Raw genomic sequence first — 24,632 nt, forward strand, 5'->3', positions numbered from 1 at the left:
GCCTGAACGTCCCTTAGCTTCTTTCCATCAGCTGAACCATCAGCATCGCTTTAGACACGATATGACCTTGGCTGTGCACTTCCACTTCCATTTTCCCGAACTTTCTGCCAGCCTCCAAGATGCGAGGTTTGACTTCGATGACTGATTCCATCTGCACAGGCTTCAAAAAGAAGATGGTGATGCTCTCTATGACGAGTTCGCCGCGTTTTTTCGAGCGCAAAAATCGGTTTGCCGCTTGCGTCAAAATGGTCGTAAATACACCATAAGAAATGGTTCCAAGCTGATTTGTCATTTGCGGCGTGACTTCATACTCGTAAACCGTTTGATCTTCTTTATCATCATCCTCATCTTTAAACCCCCTTGAAACGATATCATCAAGCTTCTCCCCGACCTGCGGCTGCTTTTGAATCATTTGAAGAGCTTTCAATACGTCTTGGCGGCTGATCATGCCGATGAGTTTTTGGTGGCCGTCAGTGACGGGAAGCACTTCGATCCCTTCCCATACCATCATTTGCGCAGCTGAAGCGACAGATGTTTTCCCAATAACCGTGACGGGATTTTTGGTCATAACTTTTTCTATAGATGCATTTCGGTCATGGCCGGCAATATCTTTTGATGTCAGAATGCCGTGGATTTTCATTTGATCGTCGACAACTGGGAATCGGCCGTGGCCGGTTTCAAAATTTTTCTCATACCATTTTTCAAGTTTATCCTTTGGCGAAAGATATACCGTGCGGTCAGCGGGTGTTAGGATGTCCTCCACCAAAACAATTTCTTTTTTGATCAGCTGGTCATAAATTGCCCGGTTAATCATCGCGGCAACTGTAAAGGTGTCATAGCTCGTGGATAAAATCGGCAGTTCAAGCTCATCTGCCAGCTGCACAATGCTGTCATCCGTGTTAAAGCCCCCGGTCACCAATACGGCCGCGCCCGCTTCAAGCGCCTGCCTGTGTGCATTGATTCTGTTTCCGACAATCAAAAGATTCCCCGCTGCGGTGTAACGCATCATCGCGTCAAGCTCCATCGCGCCGATGACGAATTTATTCAATGTCTTATGGAGCCCTGCCCTGCCTCCGAGCACTTGTCCGTCTATAACATTTACAACCTCTGCATAGGTAAGCTTTTCAATGTTCTCTTTTTTCTTTTGTTCAATTCTGATTGTGCCCACACGTTCAATCGTGCTGACAAACCCTTTATTCTCTGCTTCCTTGATCGCTCTGTACGCGGTTCCTTCGCTTACTTTCATTTCCTTTGCAATTCTTCGGACAGAAATTTTTTCACCGACAGGCAGTGAATCGATATACGTTAAAATTTGTTCATGCTTCGTTGCCAAGCCTTTCACCTCTAAGGACAGTCTTCTTGTTTTTATTATAAGGTTTCAAAGGATTTATACGCAATGAGGCTGGAAAATAAAAAACCATCTCCTAGAGATGGTTTCACGGTTTAAAGCTCGATCGTCTCACCGACCGACATGACTTTGCCGACTCCGCCCGGCAGGCTGTCAGCGAATGCTTCTGGGTCTTGTTCGATGACCGGGAATGTATTGTAATGCACCGGCACGACCTGTTTTGCGCGCAGCCATTCAGCGGCAAGCTTGGCGTCTTCAGGCCCCATCGTAAAGTTATCGCCAATCGGCAGGAAAGCAAGGTCGATATGATTCAATTCGCCAATGAGTTTCATATCAGAGAAAAGAGCCGTATCGCCCGCGTGGAAAATCGTTTTATCTTCTACAGTCAGTAAAATACCGGCAGGCATGCCTGTGTAAGTGATCGTTTTGTTTTCTTCATCTGTGATGGCTGATCCATGAAAGGCCTGTGTAAGCTTCACTTTTCCAAAATCGAACTGGCGGGAGCCGCCAATATGCATTGGATGAACATTCAAGCCTTTCCAGCCTAAGTACACAGCGAGCTCGTTCGGGGCTATAACCAACGCGTTATTTTGCTTGGCGATTTGTTCAGTATCACCGACATGGTCATTGTGGCCGTGCGTTAGTAAGATGACATCCGCTTTTACATCCTCCGGCTTTATATCCGTTAATGAATTCCCTGTTAAAAACGGATCAAAAATAATATGATGGTCCTTCGTTTCCACTGTGATTACAGAATGTCCGTGATATGTCACTTTCATTTCTTTCACCTCGTCACATGATTTTGATTTTTTTATTTTCCCTTTTTAAAAAGCTGAAAAACTTATGTTGTTTGATTCTTGTTAATGACATTGAGGCCTCCGGTGGCTTCAATGACAGTCCCTGTCACAAGGTCTGAGTTCTCCTCACACAAGAAAGCGATAATCCGGGCGATATCCTCGCCTGTACCGGATCTTCCTATCGGCGTTTTTTCTTTGCCGATTCGCATTCTGGCTTCCTCTATCGATGCTTCTTTCATGTCGCCGACAATGTCTCCCGGGCAAACCATGTTGGCGGTTATGCCGAATTCGGCTTCTTCAATGGCAATTGTCTTCGTCAAAGAAGCCAAGCCCACTTTTGCAGCGCCAAATGCCGATCGGTGAAGCCAGCCGGGCGCGTGAGCCGCACCTTGGAATCCGTACGTAATGATGCGTCCAAATTGCTGTTTTCTCATAATAGGAATAACCGCTTTGAATAAATGAAAGACGGCGCTTAAATTTCCTTCCAGCATGCCATACCATTCATCATCAGTATAATCGGCTAACTTTTTACGTTCAAATATGTATGGTCCCGCGTTGTTAATCAAAAAGTCGATCCTTCCGAAGCGGTTTAAGGCAGCCTCTGCAATACGCAGCAGATCTTCTTTTTTGGTGACATCACCTTTTACAAATTGCAGCCGGTCAAGACAATCGGGACAGGCTTCCTTCAGGCGGCTGACTGCCTCCTCATCCTGTCTGTAATTGACTGTTACTGAATACCCCTTTGCAAGCAACGTTTCAGTCACTTTGCGGCCTAAACCCTTCGAACCGGCAGTAATTAAAGCATGTCGCACATGAATACCTCCCAAAGCAACGTCGCCGCTTTCAATAAAGTGTTTCTTCTTCTACTTTACTATAAAAGGCTTGCAATATCACTTTTTACACTTTGGCATACAAAAAAAGCTGCCTGTACAGACAGCTTATTCTGCAGGAGATGAAGACTCCTGATCAGGCATATCGACATAACCGCTTTGATATGCTTCTGAAATGAGCCTTGTTGTCTCCTGGCTTTCTTGTTCATCATAAATATAGCGTTCCGGTTCTTTTTTCATCATTCTGCCTCCCATCATTATAGAGGTAGGTTGGCTATAATGACGGGATTTTATGAAGGAAATTTTAACAAACTCCAGCTGCCACGCAAGCTTTCGCTTTTTCAAGCGCCTGCTTTACCTGTTTAAATCCGGTGCCCCCGGCGCTCATTCTTTTTTCAACTGCGTAGTAAGGGTCTAACACAGTGTAAATATCTTCTTCGAATAGTGTGCTAGCCTGCTGAAACTCGCCAAACGGCATATCGCTTAAATAGATCCCTCTTTCGATGCATGTGTACACAAGTTTCCCGACCACTTCATGCGCTTCTCTGAACGGCATTCCCTTTTTAGCTAAATAATCCGCCAGTTCCGTCGCATTTGAAAAGTCTTGTTTTGTCGCTTGCTTCATGACGTCTTTGTTTACAGTCATTGTTTGGATCATGCCTGTGAAGATTTGCAGACTGCCCTCCACCGTTTTCACCGTGTCAAACATGCCCTCTTTGTCTTCCTGCAGATCTTTGTTGTAAGCGAGCGGAAGTCCTTTCATGATCGTAAACAGCCCCATCATATCGCCGTATACGCGTCCTGTTTTGCCGCGGATCAGCTCCGCCATATCAGGATTTTTCTTTTGCGGCATCATGCTGCTTCCTGTTGCGTACGTATCGTCAAGCTCGATGAATTTAAACTCCTGCGAGCACCATAAAATGATTTCTTCAGAGAAACGGGATAGGTGCATCATCAGCATACTGCTGTTGCTTAAAAACTCCAAAATGAAGTCTCTGTCGCTGACGCCGTCCAAGCTGTTTTCATAAATGGCATCAAAGCCGAGCAGTTCTGCTGAATAATCACGGTCAATTGGGAAGGTTGTTCCCGCGAGCGCCCCGCAGCCGAGCGGAGATTTGTTAATCCGCTTCATTGAATCCTGAAAACGCTCCTTGTCGCGCTCCAGCATCCAGAAATACGCAAGCAGATGGTGAGCGAATGAAATCGGCTGGGCGCGCTGCAGATGTGTGTAGCCAGGGAGAATTGTTTCGATGTTCGCTTCCGCCTTTTCAATCAGCGCACTTTGGAATGCCTCAATCAGCTCGATGATGTGGCCGACATGATTCTTCAAGTATAAATGCATGTCAGTCGCCACCTGGTCATTCCGACTTCTGCCGGTATGCAGCTTGCCGCCAAGAGGACCGATTTCGTCAATGAGCATTTTCTCAATGTTCAAATGAATATCCTCATAATCGACTGAGAATTCCAATGCTCCCTCCTCTGCTTTTTGCAAAAGGGTATTCAGGCCCTCTCGGATTTTCAGCTCTTCTTCTGCTGTCAGAATACCGCATTTTTTCAGCATGGCAGCATGTGCGAGAGACCCTGTAATGTCTTCAGCAACTAAATGTTGGTCAAATGATATGGACGCGCCGAACTCGTCGACCCATTTTTCCGGTGTTTTTTGAAATCGGCCTCCCCAAAGCTTCTTCATGCTTTAATCTGCTCCTTCTTTTTCACGATGCTGTTCACTTTTGTCGGAAGTCCCCAAAGCTCGATAAATCCGATTGCTGCATGGTGATCAAATGCATCGTCTTTTGTATATGTTGCAAGTTTTTCATCATATAGAGAGTATTCCGATTTACGCCCTTCTACAATTGCATGGCCTTTAAACAGCTTCACGCGGACAATGCCTGTGACATGCTTTTGCGTTTCTTTTAAGAAAGCGTGCAGCGCTTCTTTTAACGGTGAGAACCATAAGCCGTTGTAAATGATTTCTGACATTTTTTGCTCGATGATCGGTTTAAAGTGGGCTACCTCTTTCACCAGAGTCAAATCTTCTAATTCTTTATGCGCTTTGATCAGTGTCATCGCACCAGGGCATTCGTATACTTCCCGGGATTTAATGCCAACGAGGCGGTTTTCCACGTGGTCGATACGTCCGACACCGTGCGCGCCCGCCATTTCATTCAGCTTCAAGATCAGTTCAGAAAGCGAGTAGGAAACACCGTCAATGGAGACAGGCACGCCTTGTTCAAATGCAATTTCAATCACTTCCGGCGTGTCCGGCGTTTTTTCCAGCGGAGCTGTTAAATCGTATGCACCTTCTGGCGGCGCCGCCCATGGATCTTCTAAAATGCCGCACTCATTGGCACGTCCCCAGAGGTTTTGGTCGATAGAATACGGGCTGTCAAGATTGATCGGAATCGGAATGCCGCGGCTAGCCGCATATTCAATTTCTTCTTCACGTGACCACTGCCATTCGCGAACCGGCGCGATGACTTCAAGGTCAGGGTTTAATGATTTAATGGAGACTTCGAAACGAACCTGGTCATTTCCTTTCCCTGTGCATCCGTGGGCAATCGCCTGTGCATCTTCTTTTTCCGCTATTTCAACCAGTTTTTTCGCGATCAGCGGTCGAGATAATGCCGAAACAAGCGGGTATTTTCCTTCATACATCGTGTGGGCCTGCAAAGAAATAAGCGCGTAGTCCTGTGCAAATTCTTCTTTTGCATCGATCACGTAGGAGTTTGTCGCGCCGACTTCAAGCGCTTTCTGCTGAACAAATGCCAAATCTTTGCCCTCACCGACATCCAGACAGCAGGCGATTACATTATATCCTTGCTCCTGAAGCCATTTTATTGCGACGGAAGTATCAAGACCCCCTGAGTATGCTAATACGACTTTTTTCTGTTCTGACATGATAAAATTCCCCTCTCAACCGTGTTTCTATTTTGTATAAAAATAAATTATATTTAATAAAAATACATTTTGTATGTATACACTTTAACAAGTACGTTTCGTTTTTTCAAGCCTTTTATAAAAAAAACTTCACCTAAATTTCAGGTGAAGTTTCATAGTATTTATTCATTTACTTGTCTTTTCTGATTTCTCTGACCACATGCGCAAGTTCGGGAATAATCAGCTTATTCATTGCCAGCTTTACCGCGCCGCTTGAGCCTGGCGTTGAGAAAACAGCGGTATGCTGAATGACGCCGGCAGTTGCTCTCGACATGATTGCGGCAGGGCCGATATCCTCTGTATAACTCAGCATCCTGAATATTTCTCCAAAGCCGGGCAGTTCTTTCGAAAACAGCGGCGTAATGGCTTCAATTGTGACATCACGATCTGCTATGCCTGTCCCTCCGTTTAAGAGTACCGCGTCTGTCTGTTCATCCATGCAGCCCGCAAGCACTGACCGCTGCAAAGCATCCTTTTCGTCTTTTACAATTTCATATGCGGCAATATGATGACCGGCTTCTTCTAAAAACGAGATCATCAGCTTGCCGCTTTTATCGGTTTCCTCTGTCCTCGTGTCACTGACAGTAATCACTTTGCAACGAACGATATCGGGAGCTTCTTGTTTATGCTCTTGAACACTCATTGGCCCACCTCTTTTATGTTTTCTGTCTGTCACTATCATGCATCAACAAAAAAGCACATTCAAGAGAATGTGCTTTCATGCGATTTATTTTGCTAAACGAACAACGTCGCGCGCAATCATGACTTCTTCATCAGTCGGAATGATCATGACTTTTACTGGAGAATGCGGATAGCTGATGAAAGCTTCCTCGCCGCGCACGTTATTAAGCGCAGGATCCCAGTATACGCCCATGAATTCTAAACCGCGAAGAACGCGTTCTCTGACTTCCACACTGTTTTCACCGATACCGGCAGTAAAGATGATCGCATCGACACCGCTCATTCTTGCAGCGTAAGAACCGATGTATTTGTGGATTCTGCTTGCGAATACTTCAAGAGCCGTTTCCGCGCGCTCATTTCCTTCTTTCGTTGCTTCAACGATGTCACGAAGATCGCTTGAGAAACCGGAAATGCCGAGCAGTCCGCTTTTTTTGTTTAATGTATTCAGTACTTCGTCAGCCGTTTGGCCTGTTTTCTCCATGATGTATGGGATCAGGGCAGGGTCGATGTTTCCAGAGCGTGTGCCCATTGCTACACCGGCAAGCGGCGTAAAGCCCATGGATGTGTCAATAGATTTTCCGCCTTCAACAGCCGCAATACTTGCTCCGTTTCCAAGGTGGCAGGAAATCAGGCGCAAGTCTTTTAACGGACGGCCGAGAAGCTCTGCCGCACGCTCAGTTACATATTTATGTGAAGTGCCGTGGAAGCCGTATTTACGTATGCCGAATTTTTCATAGTATTCATACGGCAAGCTGTAAAGGTAAGACTGCTCAGGCATTGTTTGGTGGAATGCTGTATCAAATACAGCTACCGCAGGAACATTTGGAAGCACTTCTTTGAACGCTTTAATTCCAACGATATTTGCCGGATTGTGAAGCGGTGCCAATTCAGAAATATCTTCGATTTCCTTAATGGTTTCATCCGTTAATAAAACAGAATCGCTGAATTTTTCTCCGCCGTGAACGACACGATGGCCAATTCCGTCAATTTCATTCAAGTCTTTAATAATGCCGAATTCCGTTAACTTATTCAGCAGCATTTTAACAGCTACCGCATGATCTGGAATATCAGTTACTTCTGTATTTTTTTCGCCGTTCACAGAAATTGTGAATACGCTGTCGGCGATACCGATTCGTTCAACTAAACCCTTCGTTAAAACGGTTTCTGAAGGCATTTCGAAAAGCTGAAATTTCAAAGACGAGCTTCCTGCGTTAATTGCAATAATTTTGGACATGATTGACGCTCCTTTATACTCTGTATCAACAACTTCGTTTTTCGTACTTTTTTCCCGGTGAATATCAACATCTTCTCCGAAAAATATCTGACTTTTCCATTTAAACATTGTCATGTCGGCTTTTCAAGTCAACTTGCGTATTGATAACGCTTACAATAAGAAGTCGTTATTTTCAGACACATTCCCTATAGGTTTTGTATTGATGAACGCTTACAATTTGTGGTTTTTCCCTCTGTATTTTGTGTTTCAAAGCTGGATTCAATTCGTCAAGTCCGGTCTTCAAAAGCATAAATAAAAGCAGCTTAGGCATCGACCTCATACGGCTGTCTAAGCTGCTTTTAAAACACTTACTTTTCTTTTTTAAACCATTCATCAAATTGAGCCATCATATCAAGCATCGCCTTTTGATTGGAGAAAGACGGAAGATTCGCAAGCAGAATTTGCCCCGGCGCTTTCGTATTCTCTCCTTGTTTCTGAAGCACAAGGATGCTTTTGGCATGAGCTTCGTCTTTAAAAATAGATTTTGGCAGCTGCAACAGTGCGTTGATATGAACCTTATCTTTGAAAAACTGTTTCAGCTTGCCGCTTTGGGAGCTCTCAAACAAATGATTCGGAATCATAAAAAATAAGTAGCCGCCCGGTTTGGTATGCTTGACGCTCTGTTCAATAAACAGATGATGAGCGAAGGAATGGCCTTCGTCAGCTTTGAGCTCAAACGCTTCTGCTCCTTCGTCATTCGGATAATAGCCGACTGGCAGATCACAAATGACCGTGTCAACTGGATCGATAAACAACGGCTCAAGGCTGTCTTGGTGGAAAAGCTCAAGCTCTTTTTTCAGAAGGTTCGCTTGGGCATAGGCGATCTTCAAGAGCACATCATCAATTTCAATGCCAAAGCTGTTTGCCGTTTTTTCAGACAGCTGGTTCAGCACGGTAAACAGAAGGTTCCCAGTTCCCAAGGCTGGATCAAGAATGGTCAGTTCCTTTTTGTCCGCCATAAACTTATTCACCAAATAGCTGATGAAAAGCCCGATCGTATCCGGCGTCATCTGTCTGTTTGGATGGGAGATATCTTTCATTCCTTTAAGGACGGCAAGCTGAAAAGCCTTGCGTACCCACTCATGCTCATACGTGCCGAATTCCGCTTTTTCAAGCAGAGCCTGAAGTTGTTTGGTTTTCTGATCAGCAGGCAGTTTCAGCTGATCCGTTTTTTCAAGAAAATACATTTCTCCTGCTTCGGCCAGCGCCTCTATATATGAAATCTGCAATTCATTCTTTATCATAATCGCGGCTTCGTTTAACAGCTCATACACCGCACCTACATGGTCTTTTTGCATATTGTGTTCCTCCTTGCCATGAAAAAAGCTCCGGCGGCAGCCTGGAGCTTTTTTCCCTGCTTACTTCACTAATGCCTTAGCAGCCTCAATTGGCTTTTCATAGTTCGGGTGGTTTGTTGCTTCGCTTACATATTCAGCGTAAACGACTTTTCCGTTCTCATCAAGGACAAATACGGAACGCGCAAGCAGACGAAGTTCTTTAATATACACACCGAACGCTTCGCCAAATGACATATCTCTGTGGTCAGACAGTGTTTCCACTTTGTCAATTCCGTTAGCGCCGCACCAGCGCGCTTGCGCAAATGGAAGGTCTGCACTGATTGTGTAGACGTTGACATCTCCAAGCTTTGCAGCTTCTTCGTTAAAACGGCGTGTTTGTGCATCACAAACACCTGTATCAATTGAAGGGATAACAGAAATAATCGTTACCTTTCCTTTCATGTCAGCTAACGATTTTTCTTCAAGGCTGTTAGTCAGCACTGTGAAATCAGGAGCTTGATCTCCTACCTTCACTTCTTGTCCGACAAGTGTAACCGGACCGCCTTTGAATGTAATTTCAGCCATTATAATTCCTCCCTTTTGTATGTATGTCTCTATCATAGTAAAGTTTCCTGCAAACTGCAAAGTTTATGCCAAAAAAAAGTTAACTGCGGCCAGCGCAGTTAACCTTTTTTTAATAATTCATATTGTTCATTTGGTTTTGATTTTGGCCCTGGCCTTGGTTCTTGTTATTTTTCTTGAACATTTGCTGGATGCGCTCGAGTGTTTGAGGGGCTGCGTCTAAAATTTTCTCTATTAAATGGGTATTTTCATCTAAATGAAGCATTCTGATGCCTGTCGATCCGACAATTAAAAACGCGATCGGCGTAATGGACACACCGCCCCCGCTTCCGCCTCCGAAAGGAAGTTTCTGTTCTCTTGTCTCATCGTCTTCCGATTTCTTTTCGGCCGGCTTTCCGCCAAACTCGCTTCCGCCTGCGGCGAATCCGAATCCAACTTTAGAAACAGTTAAAATCACACTTCCATCAGGCGTTTCTACTGGATCTCCGATGATGGTGTTAACATCAATCATTTCCTTCAAGTTTTCCATTGCGGTTTTCATTAAACCTTGGATGGGATGGTCTGCCATATACGCTTCCTCCTTAAACTGATGAATCATTCTTTGAAGTCATTCTAGCCGACGGATTCTTCTTTAATACGGATAGCTCCCGTCCGTATTTGACGAATTTGAAAGCTGCAAGCATAGCATGTCCAAAGCGAAAAAAGAATATACACTGAAAATGGGTATTGGAAACAGGGACTTGAAATGACGGGATCACCTCATAGACAGGTTTATTCACAAAGTCCAGGTGGTCGTAGAGCATTGCTGCGATACCGCCCTTCACACCCCATACAGCACCTGTTAACACACCTGTCACTGCCGCGTCCTGAATTCCGATTACTGTAACCCATTCTAGTTTTGTGATATGTAAATGCGCGAGAAAAGACGCGCTGATTTTTCGCAGTCTGGTAACCTGATGCAAAAGCATTTCAATTTTATTAATGCTTTGCTGCACATCATTTTGTGTAATTTTTTTCTTTCCGCTGCTTTTTTTCATTTTAGATTCAGTTTTTTGTTTGATATCCACTGTTCCGTCTTCTTTGTTCACCTTAATCGCCGGAATTGTTTTTTTGATCCTTATAAGGCCAAACAGCGCCGTAATCTTCAAGGTCAATTTGTCATTATCAGCGGCATGAAGATACTCCAGCGCGACATGGATTTTCATTCTGAGAAGCAGTACGATCCCTATGAGAATAAGAATGGCTATCAGTACATACACCATATTCTTCACTTCCTCTAGGAGCATTATCGCCAATTCCTAAAAAAATAAACCCGGACGGAGGTCCGGGTTATCGGTTATTTGCGGTATAATTTTTCATGCACCACGGTGGTATCCGCGATGTAATCATGAATCCCTTGTTTTGTAGGTGAAAAGGCAACAACGATATATAAAATCCAAATCTTATCAATATACCGTCCCACCACTTCACGAAAAATCACTGTACTCCATGTCAGCTTGCTATCTCGCTTCACAGAAACCACTTTGAGGCCGAACACCATTTTACCAAGCGTCTGCCTGAAGTATTTAGTCATGAGTGCGAAGTAGGCAAGATACACAATAAGCGTTGTCACACTGTAGGCCGAGAAGGTAAACATGCCGGATGTTTTCGGCAGATCCAATACGGTAAAGAGGGGAGAAACGAGCAAATGGTTTAATCCCCATATCACGAGCCAATCAAGCAGGAAAGCCCAGAAACGAACCCAAAAGCCAGCATAGGCATGTGTCAGCTGCTCCGCTTCTTGCGGGCCTTTGATGTCATTGCGCTCTAACTCTTCATATGTCGCGTCCATTATTGTTCCCTCCTACTTCGCATAGAGATACATCATTCTCGGCGAACCGGATTGCGATAGAATTTCTCTCATATTCAAAAAATCAATTTCACTTTTAAACATTTTGTTCGCGCCCATGGAAAACAGTGAGCCTAATCCGAAGCTTTCCTCATAAGAAATGACAGAGGCGTTTTTCAAATCCTTGTGATCCTTTTTCATGGCCGTAATGGTATCGTCATAAAAACCAAGCTCATCAACGAGGTTCAGTTTTTTCGCCTGCCGTCCGTCATACACGCGGCCGTCCGCAATTTTCTTTACCTCTGCTTTCGGCATGCTGCGCCCTTTTGAAATGACATCAACAAAGCCTTCATACGAATTATCAACCATCGATTGCATGATGTTTTTTTCTTCTTTCGTCATCTCACGGGAAGGAGACATAATGTCCTTATGGGCCCCGCTCTTAATCGTTTCAAAAGAAATGCCAAGCTTGTCGGCAAGCTTTGAATAATTGACGCTTTCCATAATGACGCCGAGTGACCCGGTCAGGGTTTCCGGTGTCGCAAAAATCTTATCAGCTGCTGTTGAGATGTAATAGCCTCCTGATGCTGCCATCGAACCCATTGACACGTAAATCGGTTTTTTCGTTTCTTTCTTGATTTCTTCCAGTTTCTTATGTATTTCAGCACTTTCATACACTCCGCCACCCGGAGAATTCACCTTCAGAACGATACCTTTGACCGCCTTGTCATCTTTTGCGCGCTCAAGGTTTTTTAAGAACGTTCTGTGGTTATATCCGTCTGCACCAAGCAGACTGCTTGAGTCCCCATTATCCTGAATGGTGCCGCTGACCTCTAATACGGCAATTTTACTTGAGAGACTGCCGTTTTCCAGCGTCTTTTCCTGCGATTCATCCGTCAGTGATGTGAGATCCGTTTGAGCGCCTTTGACGCTTTCAAAGAAACTCATAGAGATGCTGACGATAATAGACACGCCGAAAATCCCCAGAGCAATCACTAATGCAATCCATCTTTTTGCATTCATTTTTTCTCCTCCTTTTTCCTAAACTCTCTCATTATACGATTCAATATGAAAAATGTTTCACTTCATGAGAAAGCTCCGGCTTAACGGGCTGCCGGCAAACGTGGTACACTTATGGCCAAAGGTATTTTATCACAAATACTGGATGGCAGAAAAACTTAAATATGACAGCAAAGGGGAAATGGGATATGACCGATCAACGCCGTAATGTTTATTTTTTTCACAAACAGGATCAGGAAACGAACGAACAAGCCCGCTCGTTAACACAATTAGCGGAAGAGCATGGATTTACCGTTGTGAACCAGCACTCAGACGCCAATATTATCGCTAGCATTGGCGGGGACGGCACATTTTTGCAGGCAGTCAGAAAGACGAATTTTCGTGACGACTGCTTGTACGTCGGCATTACCAAAAAGGGGAAAGCTCATTTATATTGCGACTTTCATAGTGATGAGCGAGAAAAAATGGTCGATGCAATGACGTTTGAACAAATTGAAGTGAGAAAATACCCGCTGATTGAAGTGACAGTGGACCACGCCAGTCCTTTTCACTGCTTAAACGAGGTATCCATCCGCTCAAGCATCATCAAAACCTTTGTGATGGACGTGCTGATTGACGATCTGCACTTTGAAACATTTAGAGGTGACGGGATGATTATCTCAACGCCTACAGGCAGCACCGCCTATAACAAATCTGTTGCAGGAGCGGTTGTTGATCCATTGCTTCCATGCATGCAGGTATCAGAGCTTGCATCCCTTAACAATAATACCTACCGGACACTCGGCTCGCCATTTGTCCTCAGCTCTGACCGAAAGCTGACCCTTCGTGTGGTGCAGGACGGCAACGAACACCCAATCATTGGCTTGGACAATGAAGCACTCAGCACGAGAAATGTGAAAACGATCGAAATCAAACTGTCTAATAAGAAAATCAAAACAGTCAAACTAAAGGACAATTCATTTTGGGAAAAAGTGAAGCGTACTTTTTTATAGAAAATAAAAGGACAGGCTGCTGCCTGTCCTTTTATGATTTCTCATATACAATCTGGCCGTTAATCACGGTTTTTTTAATATCTAACAGATGAAGCTGTGCGGGGTCAATGGCAAACGGATCACCACTGAGAACTGTAAAATCCGCGTCATAGCCTTCCGCAATTTTCCCGCGTGACTTCTCTTTATAAATGATACCGGCGCTACCTTCTGTATAAAGCTTTATCGCTTCATATACAGGTAAACATTCACTTTCATTATAGCTTGGCCCGTTTTGCTCATGACTGCTTTTCCTGAGGACCGCGGACTGGATCCCTAGAAGCGGGTCAACAGGCTCAATCGGGGCGTCTGAACCGCCCGCGCATAAAATGCCTTTAGATATGAGGGTTTTCCAGGCAAATGCAGTCTTCATCCGGTCTTTTCCGAGACGGTCAATGACCCATGGAAAGTCGCTTGCAACGAAATGCGGCTGAAGATCAAGTGCGATCGGCATGCGTGCTGCTCTCTCGATTAATTCGTTATCAAGCACTTGGGCATGAATAAGCCGATCATGCCGGCCGTTTTTGGGCGGATGCTTTTCAATTGCGTTCAGCACTTTTTCAAAAGCAAGATCTCCGATTGCATGAACAGCAACCTCCATCCCTTTTTCTCTCGCTTTGCGAATGAGCCGGCCAAGGGTTTCGTCATCGTGAACCTGAACACCATTTGTTGATGGATCATCCTGATATGGTTCTTTCAACAAAGCCGTTCTCCCGCCAAGCGCCCCGTCCGCAAAGATTTTCATCGCACCAAACTCCACATAAGGGCCGGACGGCTTATCCAGCTGCTCCCATCGATCGACCGCTTCATGATGAACGAGCAAATGGCAGCGGAACGGATACTTTCCGCCAGCGGCAGCTTTCTCATAAGCTTTCAACGGCACCGAAACATCACCATAATAGGACAAGTCTTCCGAATGACCGCCCGTCAGGCCTTTTGTCCAGCAATCCTTTATTCCAGCCGTTAATGCCTCATCAACATAGTGCTGGGAGACTGGCGGGACAGCCTTCAGAATCAAATCCTGCGCCTTATCAAACAGGAGTCCGGTCGGCTCGCCATTTGCATCTTTTACGATGACTCCGCCGTCAGGATCAGGAGTATTTCTTGAAATTCCCGCTGCTTGAAGAGCCGCAGAATTGACAGCTATTGCATGCCGGCATATACGCTTGAGCAAGACGGGCCTGTCAGGAAACAGGCGATCAAGATCATGCTTAGTCAAGTAGTCAGGTGTCTCAAACTGATTTTCATTCCAGCCTTCTCCAATGAGCCAATCGTTTTTAGGAAGCTGCCGCTCTCTTTCCTTCGCAGCCTGTAAAATTGAATCTTTCGACGTCAGTGCGGACAGATCGAGCTGAAGCTGTTTCTCACCGTGGCCGATCAAATGTAGATGGCTGTCAACAAAACCGGGGAACATCACTGCTCCGTTCAGGCTGATTTCTTCTGTTTCCGGCGACCCGTACTTTTCCTTCAAACGTTCATAGCTGCCGGTGCCTTTTATGACACCATCCTCAACATAAACTGCCTCAGTCCGATCGCCTTCTTTGAGCATCGTATAAATGAAACCGCCGTGCCATATCGCCTTCATTCACGTTCACTCTCTTTCTTTATGCCTTTTTATTGGCTTTGAGCTGTTCTTCACGTTTTCTTAATTCCACTCGTCTGATTTTTGCAGAAGCCGTTTTCGGCAGGCTTTCCACAAATTCAATTTCTCTAGGATATTTGTATGGAGCGGTAATCGTCTTCACATGGTTTTGCAGCATTTTGACAAGCTCATCACTGCGTTTTTCATGATTTTGCAGGACAACATATGCCTTTACAATGGAGCCTCTGATTTCATCAGGGCTCGCGACAACAGCACATTCTTTTACTTCTGGGTGCTTAACAAGCGCGTCTTCCACCTCGAAAGGCCCGATCGTATAGCCGGAGCTGATAATAATATCGTCATTTCGGCTTTCAAACCAGAAGTAACCTTCCTCATCTTTTCTTGCTCTGTCTCCCGTTAGGAAATAATCGCCGCGAATTTGTGTTTTCATTCTTTCCGGATCTTTAAAATACTCTTTAAAGAGCGCAGGCGTACTGAGGTGAACAGCGATATCGCCAACCTCACCAGGTTTGCAGATTTCACCGTCTTCATTTATGATCTCCACCTGATTTCCCGGTGTCGGTTTTCCCATGCTTCCCGGTTTAATAGGCGTATCTTTCAAAACACCAACCAAAAGCGTGCTTTCTGTTTGGCCATATCCGTCCCGTACCTTAATGCCAAAGTGCTTTTGGAAAACATCAATGACTTCACGATTGAGCGGCTCACCTGCGGAAACAGCGCTGTGCAGGGCAGAAAGATCAAAACGGTCCAAGCCTTCAACCTTCGCCATTAAGCGGTATTCTGTCGGCGTGCAGCAGAAAACATTGATTTTGTAGCGATTTAAAAGCTCTAGATATTTTTCTGCTTTGAATCTGCCGTGATACACAAAACCGGTTGCTCCGCTGCCAAGCACCGCTAAAAACGGACTCCATACCCACTTTTGCCAGCCAGGGGCAGCAGTTGCCCAGACGATATCCTTTTCAGAAATATCAAGCCAAGCGCCGGCAGAAGTTTTTAAATGAGCAAATGCCCATCCATGTGTATGTACAACACCTTTCGGCTGACCTGTTGTCCCGGATGTATAAGATAAGAAAGCCATATCATCTCTTGTTGTGTCAGCTGTTTTAAATTGGCTTCCGTCCGCTTCAATTGATAAGAGGTTTTTCCAGCCGGCATCATTTTCACCAATAGACAGTGTAATCAGTTTGTCAGTCGTACTGACATCCCGGAAAGCGCCAATAAATTCTGAGTAGACGATAGCGCCTTTTACCTCTGCATGTTCAATCCGGTATTCAAGATCTTTCGCGCGAAGCATTTCGGAGCACGGAATGACAACCATTCCTGATTTCAGGATAGCCAAATAAACAGCATAGGCTTCAAGCACCCGCGGTACCATTACAATCAGCTTGTCTCCCTTTTTAAATCCAAGATCAGCTAAGGCCGCTCCGATTTTATTTGTTTCTTCCATCAGCTTTTCATACGACCAAGATTCTTGCTTGCCCGACTCGTCCTCCCAAAGAAGAGCGGTTTTTTGTCCAGCAGCACTGAACTTTTCCATTTCATTCACTAAATTATATTGCACAGGGGCAATTAAATCTTCACGTTTTAACACGAACAACTCCTCACTTTCTCCACCCATTATACATAAATACAGGCTCTTTCCGTAAGGATATGCCTAAAAGCAACCTCTGTAAACATAGATTTTATAGGCCGCTGGTCCTTTTTTATATGTAAAAAATGAAAAAGAGTGGGGATACCCCCACTCCTAAGCCATTATGTGAAATTGTAAATTAGAATTGTCCTCCGCCCATGTTTTGTTGAGCAAAAGATACAAGACGTTTTGTGATCTCTCCTCCAACAGAACCGTTAGCGCGAGAAGTTGTGTCTGCTCCAAGGTTTACACCGAATTCAGAAGCGATTTCTAATTTCATTTGGTCGATCGCTTGAGCAGCTCCTGGTACTAAAAGGTTGTTGCTGTTACCTGAGTTATTGTTAGCCATGTGTCTCACCTCCTTGTGAGTATAGAATGTGTCAAAACACATGGCTTCATTCAGAAAAACTTTGGTAATTGTATACAGGAGCTGAAAATTGATTTAAAAGAGTTCAGCGAATTTATCGTTAGCTTCTTGTTCGCTATACAGGGTCATTGTCTCAATGTTATCTACCGCTTCTTGAATATACGGCTCGAAATCAACAAAGCTTTCAAAGTGTTCAATTTTCTCTTTTTTAGGGCGTGTTTTCGGGCTTGGCGGTGTAAAGATCGTGCAACAGTCTTCAAACGGCTGAATGCTTGTCTCATATGTGCCAATTTCCCGTGATTTTTCGATGATTTCTGTTTTGTCCATGGCGATTAGCGGACGCAAAATCGGTGTTGACGTCACCGCATTAATTGCATACATGCTTTCAAGCGTTTGGCTCGCTACCTGACCGAGGCTTTCTCCCGTAATAATGGCAAGCCCGTTTCTCTTTTCTCTGATTCTGTCGGCTATCTGAAGCATGAGGCGGCGGGTTGCCGTCATTGTGTAATTTTCAGGAATTTGTTTTTGGATGAGCTCTTGCGTTTTTGTAAATGGAACAATATGAAGTGTCATGCTTCCCCCAAAACGGGACAGACATTTCGCCAGATCCATTACCTTTTGCTTTGCGCGCTCGCTTGTGTATGGCGGGCTGAAGAAATGAACAGCTTCTACCGACAATCCCCGTTTCATCGCATAAAAACCGGCCACAGGGCTGTCAAAACCGCCAGAAAGCATCAGCATCGCTTTTCCTGCTGAACCAACTGGCAGCCCGCCTGCACCTTTTTCATCACGAATTGTCAAAAATGTTGCTTCTTCCCTGATTTCGATTCTGAGCGGGATGTCTGGGTTGCGAACATCGACCGTCAATCCTTCTGTATTTCGCAAAATATGGCCGCCGATTTCAGCGTTCATCTGGTTTGTATCTAATTCAAATTGCTTATACGCTCTCTTTGTCGCGACTTTAAACGTATCACCTGGTTTATACTGATCTTTGATAGCCTTTAGTGCGGTTGCCTTAATATCATCAAGGCGGCTGTCACATTTAATTGCCAGGCTGAAGCTTTGAATCCCAAACACTTGCTTTAAATGAGGAAAAAGAGCCTCAGGATCCTCTCCATTTAATGTAATCGTCATACGATCCCTGTTGGAAAAGTATTTTAAATTCGGATAGTCTTTCAAAACGAGTCTGATGTTTTGTTTTAAGCGCTCAATAAAGCTTTTTCTGTTTTTGCCTTTGGTCGAAATTTCCCCAAAACGAATTAATATATGATCGTAATTCATGTTCTACCTCATCATTTTCCTTAATTTTTTGATGCCAGGACGAAGCGCGTTCATAAACGGTTCTGCCACATCGCTTGTCTGGCTGTAATTTAAACTGATTCTGATGCTGCTTCCGGCAATCTGCTCTCCTTTGCCCATCTCTAAGAGAACCTTGCTGGGCTTATGTTCTTTTGCCGAGCAAGCCGATGTTGTGGAGACGAAAATATCCTGTTCCTCAAGCATGTGTAAAAGCACTTCCGCTTTAATCCCCGGTACAGAGAAATTAATAATGTGCGGCGCGCTATTCATTTGAGGCGTGTTGATAACGACGCCCTCAATTTCACTCAGCCTTTTCATAAACAATTCCTTTGCGGCAGTCATCGTGTCAAGCCGTGTGTCAAAATCAGCAGAGGCAAGATTAATGGCCTTGGCAAGCGAAACCGCTCCAGCAGTATGTTCTGTTCCGGCCCGTATGCCTTTTTGCTGAGAGCCTCCCGTTATGAGCGGAATAAGGGGTGTTCCCTCTTTTACAATAAGTGCGCCTGTCCCCTTTAGGCCGTGAAATTTATGCCCCGAAATTGAACATAGATCAATGCCGGCCTTTTCAATTGCCAAGGGCACTTTATAGATGCCCTGCACATAATCGACGTGGAACAAAATGTTCGGGTGCTTCTTCAGCACTTCCCCTGCCGCTTCAATCGGCTGCACGGAACCGACTTCATTGTTCACATGCATCATGCTGACAAGCACGGTATCGGGACGGATGGCTGCTTTTAGATCTTCAATAGAAACAAATCCGTCTTCATTCACAGAAAGATAAGTGATATCAAACCCGAACAACTCTTTCAGCTGTTCTAACGATTCCGTAACGGATGGATGTTCAATAGAAGTGGCAATGATATGTTTGCCTGTTTTTATCTTTGACAAAGCCGCTCCTTTTAAAGCCGCATTATTGGCTTCTGTGGCGCCTGACGTAAATACAATATCATATTTTTTTAGGCCTAAGGACCTTTTGATTTGATTTTTGGCTGCTTGAAGCAGCTGTTCCGTTTCGGCTCCATATCGGTGCAAAGATGAAGGATTGCCAAAGTATCGGCTGCTTGTCTGTTCATATACGTTCAAGACTTCATCGTAAGGCTTAGTCGTTGAACTATTATCTAAATATATCATCTTTTTTACTCCTTTATGAAAGCGGTACAAGGTATGATATTTATGTTACCATAACAAAATTTAATAGAAAATTACGAAAAACTAGTATTGACTTCTAATTTTTTTACCATATAATAAGATTTGTTCGTTTCGTCATATTATCTGACAATTAATTGACAGAATATTTTAACATAATTATTAGGAGGATTTTTTTCATGAAACACTCACTGCCTGTCAAAGATACCATTATTATTGGTTTCATGCTATTTGCGTTATTCTTTGGAGCAGGAAATATGATTTATCCGCCGGAACTTGGACAAGCAGCCGGACACAACGTCTGGAAGGCCATCGGCGGATTTTTACTGACAGGGGTAGGCCTGCCGCTTCTCGGCATTATCGCCATCGCATTAACCGGTAAGGACGCTAAAGGCCTTGCTGACAAAGCGCACCCTGTTTTCGGCACAATCTTTACTGTCGTGCTTTATTTATCAATCGGACCATTATTCGCCATCCCGAGAACAGGAACTGTTTCATATGAAATTGGCGCTGTTCCATTTTTGACTGGCGTACCAGAAAGACTTTCTTTATTAATATTTACACTTATCTTTTTCGGTGTTACGTACTATTTAGCGTTAAACCCATCCAAGGTTGTCGATCGAGTCGGAAAAATTCTGACTCCCATCAAATTCACAATTATTTTAATCATTGTTCTCAAAGCCATCTTCACGCCGATGGGCGGATTGGGCGCCGTGACAGAAGCATATAAAGGAACACCGGTTTTTAAAGGATTTTTAGAAGGCTATAAAACAATGGACGCACTTGCTTCAATTGTATTTGGCGTTGTCGTTGTAAATGCTGTAAAAAGCAAAGGCGTCACACAGTCTAAAGCTCTTGCTGCAGCCTGCATTAAAGCAGGTGTGATTGCCGCTTTAGGCCTGACTTTCATTTATGTATCCCTTGCTTATTTAGGTGCAACAAGCACAAATGCCATTGGTCCTGTTGGTGAAGGAGCTAAAATTTTATCTGCGTCTTCCCATTATTTATTCGGTTCATTAGGCAACATCGTACTCGGAGCAGCGATTACAGTCGCATGTTTAACAACAAGCATCGGCCTTGTCACATCTTGCGGCCAATATTTTTCAAAACTTATTCCGGCATTATCATATAAAATTGTCGTTACGATTGTCACGTTATTCAGCTTGATCATTGCGAATTTCGGACTCGCGCAAATTATCGCGTTTTCTGTTCCTATTTTATCAGCTATCTATCCGCTTGCCATTGTCATTATCGTTCTTTCCTTCATCGATAAGATCTTTAAAGAAAGACGCGAAGTGTACATCGCATGCTTGATCGGTACAGGACTTTTCAGTATTTTAGACGGTATCAAAGCAGCCGGTTTTTCACTTGGATCTTTAGATGTGTTTCTAAATGCGAATCTTCCTCTTTACAGCCTCGGCATCGGCTGGGTGCTTCCAGGAATCGTCGGAGCGGTTATCGGCTATGTGCTGACCTTATTCATCGGACCATCCAAACAGCTTAATGAAATAAGTTAATGTCACAGAACGCCTGCGTTATTGCGCAGGCGTTTTGTAATGAAAATAAGAGCCTGCTCATTACACTGCGGGCTCTTTTTCATGGTCGTGATTATCTAAGCGGATATGTCAGCTTTGATTTTTTCAACTGCACCTGGCGCAGCCTTTTCTACAGCGGCAGCTGCAATTTCATAAGAGTCGTCATAATCAAAAGCATAAAAACGTCTTTCCGCTTCTTTCAGCTGTTCAGATAAAATGTGATTTTGGCTTCTGAACCGGTTTCCGAACTGAATGATTTTTTCAATGAGGATGACCTGCTCGACAAGTTCCTCTGATTCCCGGCTTGCCCTGTTGACGATATCTTCTGCTTGTTTCAAATGGGCTCCGGCTTCTTCCATATTTAATGGAAGTTCGTTTAGTTGATTGACTGTTTCTTGAATATGATGATGCGCGTTCTCCAGCATCTCTTGAATATGGCTCGGAATGCCTGGAATGTTGCTAGTCTTCAGCAGTCTTGCTGTCTCAGAAATTGTTTTTTTCAAATTGCTGAGCGTCTCCCTCGCCTGAAGCTCTTCTTTTCTCAGCGCTTGCAGGTTTTCACGATACTCGGCATGCTCTTTTTTCACTTCTTCAATTTGCTTCTCTATTGAAGCAACTTCTTCTACTAAAAGTGAGTAGGCGACATGCTCTGCATCGAGCTTATCTTTAACGGATGATAGCAGCTTCCCAATTTCATCAAGGCGCTTTTCAAAAGCCTGCTGTTTGCCGAGCTCACCGGCTGTCAGCCTGTAGCTTTCCTTCACCAGCTCAGTTTCCGCTTTCGTATGCTCTTTCTCTTCTTTAAGCTTGTCGTAAGCAATAATCAATTCAGGCATTTTGCTTAGTACGGATTGACCGGCTTCAACTTCGCCCTCCAGCTGCTGATAAACAGATTGAATATTTTCGTCAATGAGCTGCAGGATTGCGGACGCTTCATCAATATCCAGCTCAGTCATCAGGACATGTTCCGCTCGTTTCAGCTGGTTTGACAGATTTTCTAATTCCTTATCAAGCTGGATATGCTCAAGCTTGTACCCTTTTTCTTTCATTTCGCCATAGCCATCCTTGAGCTTTGCAATCTGTCCAGGCACCGTCTGTTTACAGTCAGCTAACAGCTTCGGCACATCATCTATGTATGACTGAAGCCGTTCAAGATTGCGGTCCTGCTCAAGCAGTACTTTTCGTGCAGTAATATAGTTTCCGCCTTCTGTTTCTTCTTCAAATTGTTTGATGCCGCTCCAAATTTCGTCCAGATCCTTTTCAAGGCTGTCATAAAGCTCCCCGTAAAGGTGGCTGTAAGCCAGCAGGTTTTTTCGAGATTTCGAATAGCGCTCCCTCACCTGTTCAATCTCTTCACGGCTCTTTTCCTCACTTGTGACAAGATCGCTGATTTCCCGAAGAATCTTTTCAATGCTTGATTCAGCCGCTGTCAGCAGGTCGTCGATATGAACGAGCACTTGATTGGCCTTTTTAAACCGGTATTTGTCTGCATTTTCCTCGGCATCATAAAGGAGCTCTTCAACTTTCGGCATGTGGGCTGTGACAATCTCGTCCCATTCTTCACGCCACTTCTCAAAGAACTCTTCTGTCTGACCCGTCATTTTTAAATGTTTTATTTTAGACATTTCTTCCACGATCGACCGATTCAGAATTTCAATCTTCCACGATTCCAGCCGGTCGATTTCGGCGTAGATTTTTTTCCTGAAAAAGTAGCCTGCCGCAAACAGCGCAAGCAGTACAATTAATAATCCAATGACAAACTCCATAATGAGCCCCCTTGCTGTTTACCTTAATCTGTCAGGGTGTTTTATTTATTCAGAAAGATTTCAGGATATGTATTGAGAAAAACTGTCGTTTTCATTGTTATTATGATACCATGTAACAAACATTTTTTGACCAGAAATCAAAAACTTTTTGTGCAAAATCGGCAGGAATTGACTATTTTTTCATGGGGTGACATCAATGCAAAAGCGAGACGGACATATTCACACACCATTTTGCCCTCACGGCTCCAATGACACACTCAGACAATATGCAGAAGAAGCCTTAAAAAAAGGGTTCGAATCGATTACTTTTACCGAACACGCCCCATTGCCGCCCTCTTTTACCGATCCCACGCCGCTGAAAGACAGCGCGATGGCGCAAGCTTCTTTGGAACGCTATATTCATGAAATTTCCGGATTAAAAAAAGAATATCGCGGACAGCTTAGCATACGGACAGGGCTTGAAGTCGATTATATCGCTGAATTTGAAGACGAAATTACATTATTCCTGGACACATACGGGCCATATTTAGATGACAGCATCTTATCCGTTCATTTTTTGCGCACAGACTCTTCCTATCTATGCCTTGATTATGACGAGCATACCTTCAAAGAGCTGATTTCAGCCTGCGGAAGCATTGAAGCTGTATACGAACAATATTACCGGAGTGTCTATTCTTCCATTGTAGCATCTCTCGGCGTTTATAAGCCAAAAAGAGTCGGTCACATCACACTCGTCCAAAAATTCATCAAGCTGTTTCCATACAGCATGTCAGAGCATATTCGCGGCCTCGTTTCCCTGTGCCTGAATGCCATTGAAGAAAACGGAATGGAGCTCGACTTCAATACTTCCGGCTTAAGAAAAACTTACGCTGGCGGTATTTATATCGAGGATTGGATGCTGAATGAAGCGAAGCAAAAGAAGATCCCGCTTGTGTTTGGGTCTGATGCCCATCAAGCGGGAGATGTCGGATATGCGTATGAGGCGTTTTTGGAACGGTGCTAATTGGTGAGCGCCACGTCTCCTGTCCGGAAGACGCTTCTGATCCAAATCTTGATTTCTTCAAAATACATTTTATAAAAATACGGCTCGTGCGGCTGCATGTAGAGTACTTCTGAAATATATTGAGGCTGGAGATAGGGCATCATCAAGAGAGATTTTAATTGGAGAATAAAATGAGGCAGCGGCAGCGTTAAATATTCACGCTGTTTTTCTCCTTCCTCAATGATCAGCTGGAAGATATACTTTTCCTTCATTAGATATGTCGACATAATTTCCCTGATTAATGTGGAGTCAATTGTGACTTCCCGGTAGACAAAACGAGTTAATTGACGATGATTATGCTGATAGGATAAAATATCGAAAACCAATTGAAGAAGCTGTTCCTGCGTGCTTTGAGAAGAGATATTGCTTGTCGCTGTTTCAAGCGTTTTGCTGTAGCCTTCGTAAAACTCTGAAACTAAGTGTTCCATCAAGCCTCCTTTGCCTTTAAAATAGTAGGAGATGTGCGCAACATTTACATCAGCTGACTTTGCGATTTCACGGACAGACGTGCCAGAAAATCCTTTTTGGTTAAAAAGCATGACAGCAGATTCAATAATTTTGTCTTTGGTGCTTACTTTCATACGGCTCACTCCTTCCTCTTGATACTATTCAAGCAGAAAGCCGCTGTTCCTGTAAGAACTTA

General features: G+C 44.2%; 25 protein-coding genes. 3 read left to right on the plus strand and 22 right to left on the minus strand.

Annotated elements, in window-relative coordinates:
• Nucleotides 1–13 precede the first annotated feature (13 nt).
• From FB592_RS15445 to sppA, 15 genes are all read right to left on the minus strand, one after another.
• Complete coding sequence (locus FB592_RS15445) at nt 14–1,333, minus strand: CBS domain-containing protein (protein ID WP_021480302.1); 1,320 nt, start codon at nt 1,331–1,333, stop codon at nt 14–16.
• A gap of 110 nt (nt 1,334–1,443) precedes the next feature.
• Nucleotides 1,444–2,127 (minus strand): metal-dependent hydrolase, encoded by a 684-nt coding sequence (locus FB592_RS15450; RefSeq protein ID WP_003245964.1) that lies wholly within the window; start codon nt 2,125–2,127, stop codon nt 1,444–1,446.
• 62 nt (nt 2,128–2,189) lie between these two features.
• On the minus strand, nt 2,190–2,957 hold the full coding sequence (locus FB592_RS15455; RefSeq protein ID WP_004398521.1) for an SDR family oxidoreductase: 768 nt from the start codon (nt 2,955–2,957) through the stop codon (nt 2,190–2,192).
• A 126-nt stretch (nt 2,958–3,083) separates the two neighbouring features.
• The gene (locus FB592_RS21160) at nt 3,084–3,215 is read right to left on the minus strand and encodes a hypothetical protein (RefSeq protein ID WP_009967976.1); all 132 of its coding nucleotides are present in this window, start codon (nt 3,213–3,215) and stop codon (nt 3,084–3,086) included.
• 64 nt (nt 3,216–3,279) lie between these two features.
• Nucleotides 3,280–4,665, minus strand: coding sequence for an argininosuccinate lyase (gene argH, locus FB592_RS15465; RefSeq protein WP_049141025.1), 1,386 nt, complete (start codon nt 4,663–4,665; stop codon nt 3,280–3,282).
• The gene (locus FB592_RS15470; RefSeq protein ID WP_021480305.1) at nt 4,662–5,873 is read right to left on the minus strand and encodes an argininosuccinate synthase; all 1,212 of its coding nucleotides are present in this window, start codon (nt 5,871–5,873) and stop codon (nt 4,662–4,664) included. Before FB592_RS15470 ends, argH begins: the two co-directional genes overlap by 4 nt.
• Before the next feature lie 169 nt (nt 5,874–6,042).
• On the minus strand, nt 6,043–6,555 hold the full coding sequence (locus tag FB592_RS15475) for a MogA/MoaB family molybdenum cofactor biosynthesis protein (protein ID WP_021480306.1): 513 nt from the start codon (nt 6,553–6,555) through the stop codon (nt 6,043–6,045).
• 84 nt (nt 6,556–6,639) lie between these two features.
• Nucleotides 6,640–7,827: an acetate kinase gene (locus FB592_RS15480; protein WP_003223511.1), complete on the minus strand. Its 1,188-nt coding sequence runs from the start codon at nt 7,825–7,827 to the stop codon at nt 6,640–6,642.
• 172 nt (nt 7,828–7,999) lie between these two features.
• Complete coding sequence (locus FB592_RS15485; RefSeq protein WP_120028477.1) at nt 8,000–8,203, minus strand: hypothetical protein; 204 nt, start codon at nt 8,201–8,203, stop codon at nt 8,000–8,002.
• Nucleotides 8,175–9,164 carry a class I SAM-dependent methyltransferase gene (locus FB592_RS15490; protein WP_003229346.1) on the minus strand — a complete coding sequence of 330 codons (990 nt, stop codon included), beginning with the start codon at nt 9,162–9,164 and terminating at the stop codon, nt 8,175–8,177. Before FB592_RS15490 ends, FB592_RS15485 begins: the two co-directional genes overlap by 29 nt.
• A gap of 60 nt (nt 9,165–9,224) precedes the next feature.
• The gene (gene tpx, locus FB592_RS15495; protein ID WP_003223506.1) at nt 9,225–9,728 is read right to left on the minus strand and encodes a thiol peroxidase; all 504 of its coding nucleotides are present in this window, start codon (nt 9,726–9,728) and stop codon (nt 9,225–9,227) included.
• Nucleotides 9,729–9,837: 109 nt separating this feature from the next.
• On the minus strand, nt 9,838–10,293 hold the full coding sequence (gene ytfJ / locus FB592_RS15500; RefSeq protein WP_003223504.1) for a GerW family sporulation protein: 456 nt from the start codon (nt 10,291–10,293) through the stop codon (nt 9,838–9,840).
• Between the two features lie 13 nt (nt 10,294–10,306).
• A complete protein-coding gene (locus FB592_RS15505) occupies nt 10,307–10,987 on the minus strand; it encodes a DUF2953 domain-containing protein (protein ID WP_141949744.1) in 681 nt (226 codons plus the stop codon).
• A 74-nt stretch (nt 10,988–11,061) separates the two neighbouring features.
• A complete protein-coding gene (locus tag FB592_RS15510) occupies nt 11,062–11,556 on the minus strand; it encodes an RDD family protein (protein WP_014480553.1) in 495 nt (164 codons plus the stop codon).
• 12 nt (nt 11,557–11,568) lie between these two features.
• On the minus strand, nt 11,569–12,576 hold the full coding sequence (sppA, locus tag FB592_RS15515; protein WP_064670904.1) for a signal peptide peptidase SppA: 1,008 nt from the start codon (nt 12,574–12,576) through the stop codon (nt 11,569–11,571).
• Nucleotides 12,577–12,761: 185 nt separating this feature from the next.
• On the opposite strand from sppA, the gene FB592_RS15520 reads away from it, so the two are divergent.
• Entirely contained in the window at nt 12,762–13,565 is an 804-nt protein-coding gene (locus tag FB592_RS15520; protein ID WP_014477655.1) for an NAD kinase, read from the plus strand.
• A gap of 31 nt (nt 13,566–13,596) precedes the next feature.
• On the opposite strand, the gene FB592_RS15525 is transcribed toward FB592_RS15520, so the two are convergent.
• The 5 genes from FB592_RS15525 to FB592_RS15545 form a co-directional block, all read right to left on the minus strand.
• Nucleotides 13,597–15,186 (minus strand): amidohydrolase, encoded by a 1,590-nt coding sequence (locus FB592_RS15525; RefSeq protein WP_064670903.1) that lies wholly within the window; start codon nt 15,184–15,186, stop codon nt 13,597–13,599.
• Nucleotides 15,187–15,205: 19 nt separating this feature from the next.
• Entirely contained in the window at nt 15,206–16,795 is a 1,590-nt protein-coding gene (gene mbcS / locus FB592_RS15530) for an acyl-CoA synthetase MbcS (protein WP_038827971.1), read from the minus strand.
• Nucleotides 16,796–16,973: 178 nt separating this feature from the next.
• The gene (gene sspA / locus FB592_RS15535) at nt 16,974–17,183 is read right to left on the minus strand and encodes an alpha type acid-soluble spore protein SspA (protein WP_003223491.1); all 210 of its coding nucleotides are present in this window, start codon (nt 17,181–17,183) and stop codon (nt 16,974–16,976) included.
• A 93-nt stretch (nt 17,184–17,276) separates the two neighbouring features.
• Complete coding sequence (gene thiI, locus FB592_RS15540) at nt 17,277–18,482, minus strand: tRNA uracil 4-sulfurtransferase ThiI (RefSeq protein ID WP_003229326.1); 1,206 nt, start codon at nt 18,480–18,482, stop codon at nt 17,277–17,279.
• Between the two features lie 3 nt (nt 18,483–18,485).
• The gene (locus tag FB592_RS15545) at nt 18,486–19,631 is read right to left on the minus strand and encodes a cysteine desulfurase family protein (RefSeq protein WP_038827967.1); all 1,146 of its coding nucleotides are present in this window, start codon (nt 19,629–19,631) and stop codon (nt 18,486–18,488) included.
• A 194-nt stretch (nt 19,632–19,825) separates the two neighbouring features.
• Here FB592_RS15545 and brnQ point away from each other — a divergent pair, with 194 nt between their 5' ends.
• Entirely contained in the window at nt 19,826–21,163 is a 1,338-nt protein-coding gene (gene brnQ / locus FB592_RS15550) for a branched-chain amino acid transport system II carrier protein (RefSeq protein ID WP_003229322.1), read from the plus strand.
• Between the two features lie 95 nt (nt 21,164–21,258).
• Here brnQ and ezrA read toward each other — a convergent pair whose 3' ends face one another.
• Complete coding sequence (ezrA, locus tag FB592_RS15555) at nt 21,259–22,947, minus strand: septation ring formation regulator EzrA (protein ID WP_003229320.1); 1,689 nt, start codon at nt 22,945–22,947, stop codon at nt 21,259–21,261.
• A gap of 196 nt (nt 22,948–23,143) precedes the next feature.
• Between ezrA and hisJ the strand changes: the two genes are divergently transcribed.
• Complete coding sequence (gene hisJ, locus FB592_RS15560) at nt 23,144–23,950, plus strand: histidinol-phosphatase HisJ (RefSeq protein WP_021480315.1); 807 nt, start codon at nt 23,144–23,146, stop codon at nt 23,948–23,950.
• Here the strand turns inward: hisJ and refZ are convergent.
• Complete coding sequence (refZ, locus tag FB592_RS15565; protein ID WP_064670902.1) at nt 23,947–24,570, minus strand: transcriptional regulator RefZ; 624 nt, start codon at nt 24,568–24,570, stop codon at nt 23,947–23,949. The two genes, hisJ and refZ, sit on opposite strands and share 4 nt — an antisense overlap.
• Between the last annotated feature and the right edge of the window lie 62 nt (nt 24,571–24,632).

The organism is Bacillus sp. SJZ110 (assembly GCF_006715455.1).
Taxonomy (GTDB): Bacteria; Bacillota; Bacilli; order Bacillales; family Bacillaceae; genus Bacillus; species Bacillus subtilis.

Excerpts from the sequence above, each read along its gene's own strand:
- FB592_RS15450 (WP_003245964.1), bottom strand. The coding sequence starts at position 2,127 with ATGAAAGTGACATATCACGGACATTCTGTAATCACAGTGGAAACGAAG.
- FB592_RS21160 (WP_009967976.1), bottom strand. The coding sequence starts at position 3,215 with ATGAAAAAAGAACCGGAACGCTATATTTATGATGAACAAGAAAGCCAG.
- argH (WP_049141025.1), bottom strand. The coding sequence starts at position 4,665 with ATGAAGAAGCTTTGGGGAGGCCGATTTCAAAAAACACCGGAAAAATGG.
- FB592_RS15470 (WP_021480305.1), bottom strand. The coding sequence starts at position 5,873 with ATGTCAGAACAGAAAAAAGTCGTATTAGCATACTCAGGGGGTCTTGAT.
- FB592_RS15475 (WP_021480306.1), bottom strand. The coding sequence starts at position 6,555 with ATGAGTGTTCAAGAGCATAAACAAGAAGCTCCCGATATCGTTCGTTGC.
- FB592_RS15480 (WP_003223511.1), bottom strand. The coding sequence starts at position 7,827 with ATGTCCAAAATTATTGCAATTAACGCAGGAAGCTCGTCTTTGAAATTT.
- FB592_RS15490 (WP_003229346.1), bottom strand. The coding sequence starts at position 9,164 with ATGCAAAAAGACCATGTAGGTGCGGTGTATGAGCTGTTAAACGAAGCC.
- tpx (WP_003223506.1), bottom strand. The coding sequence starts at position 9,728 with ATGGCTGAAATTACATTCAAAGGCGGTCCGGTTACACTTGTCGGACAA.
- ytfJ (WP_003223504.1), bottom strand. The coding sequence starts at position 10,293 with ATGGCAGACCATCCCATCCAAGGTTTAATGAAAACCGCAATGGAAAAC.
- FB592_RS15505 (WP_141949744.1), bottom strand. The coding sequence starts at position 10,987 with ATGGTGTATGTACTGATAGCCATTCTTATTCTCATAGGGATCGTACTG.
- FB592_RS15510 (WP_014480553.1), bottom strand. The coding sequence starts at position 11,556 with ATGGACGCGACATATGAAGAGTTAGAGCGCAATGACATCAAAGGCCCG.
- sppA (WP_064670904.1), bottom strand. The coding sequence starts at position 12,576 with ATGAATGCAAAAAGATGGATTGCATTAGTGATTGCTCTGGGGATTTTC.
- FB592_RS15520 (WP_014477655.1), top strand. The coding sequence starts at position 12,762 with ATGACCGATCAACGCCGTAATGTTTATTTTTTTCACAAACAGGATCAG.
- FB592_RS15525 (WP_064670903.1), bottom strand. The coding sequence starts at position 15,186 with ATGAAGGCGATATGGCACGGCGGTTTCATTTATACGATGCTCAAAGAA.
- sspA (WP_003223491.1), bottom strand. The coding sequence starts at position 17,183 with ATGGCTAACAATAACTCAGGTAACAGCAACAACCTTTTAGTACCAGGA.
- thiI (WP_003229326.1), bottom strand. The coding sequence starts at position 18,482 with ATGAATTACGATCATATATTAATTCGTTTTGGGGAAATTTCGACCAAA.
- FB592_RS15545 (WP_038827967.1), bottom strand. The coding sequence starts at position 19,631 with ATGATATATTTAGATAATAGTTCAACGACTAAGCCTTACGATGAAGTC.
- brnQ (WP_003229322.1), top strand. The coding sequence starts at position 19,826 with ATGAAACACTCACTGCCTGTCAAAGATACCATTATTATTGGTTTCATG.
- ezrA (WP_003229320.1), bottom strand. The coding sequence starts at position 22,947 with ATGGAGTTTGTCATTGGATTATTAATTGTACTGCTTGCGCTGTTTGCG.
- hisJ (WP_021480315.1), top strand. The coding sequence starts at position 23,144 with ATGCAAAAGCGAGACGGACATATTCACACACCATTTTGCCCTCACGGC.
- refZ (WP_064670902.1), bottom strand. The coding sequence starts at position 24,570 with ATGAAAGTAAGCACCAAAGACAAAATTATTGAATCTGCTGTCATGCTT.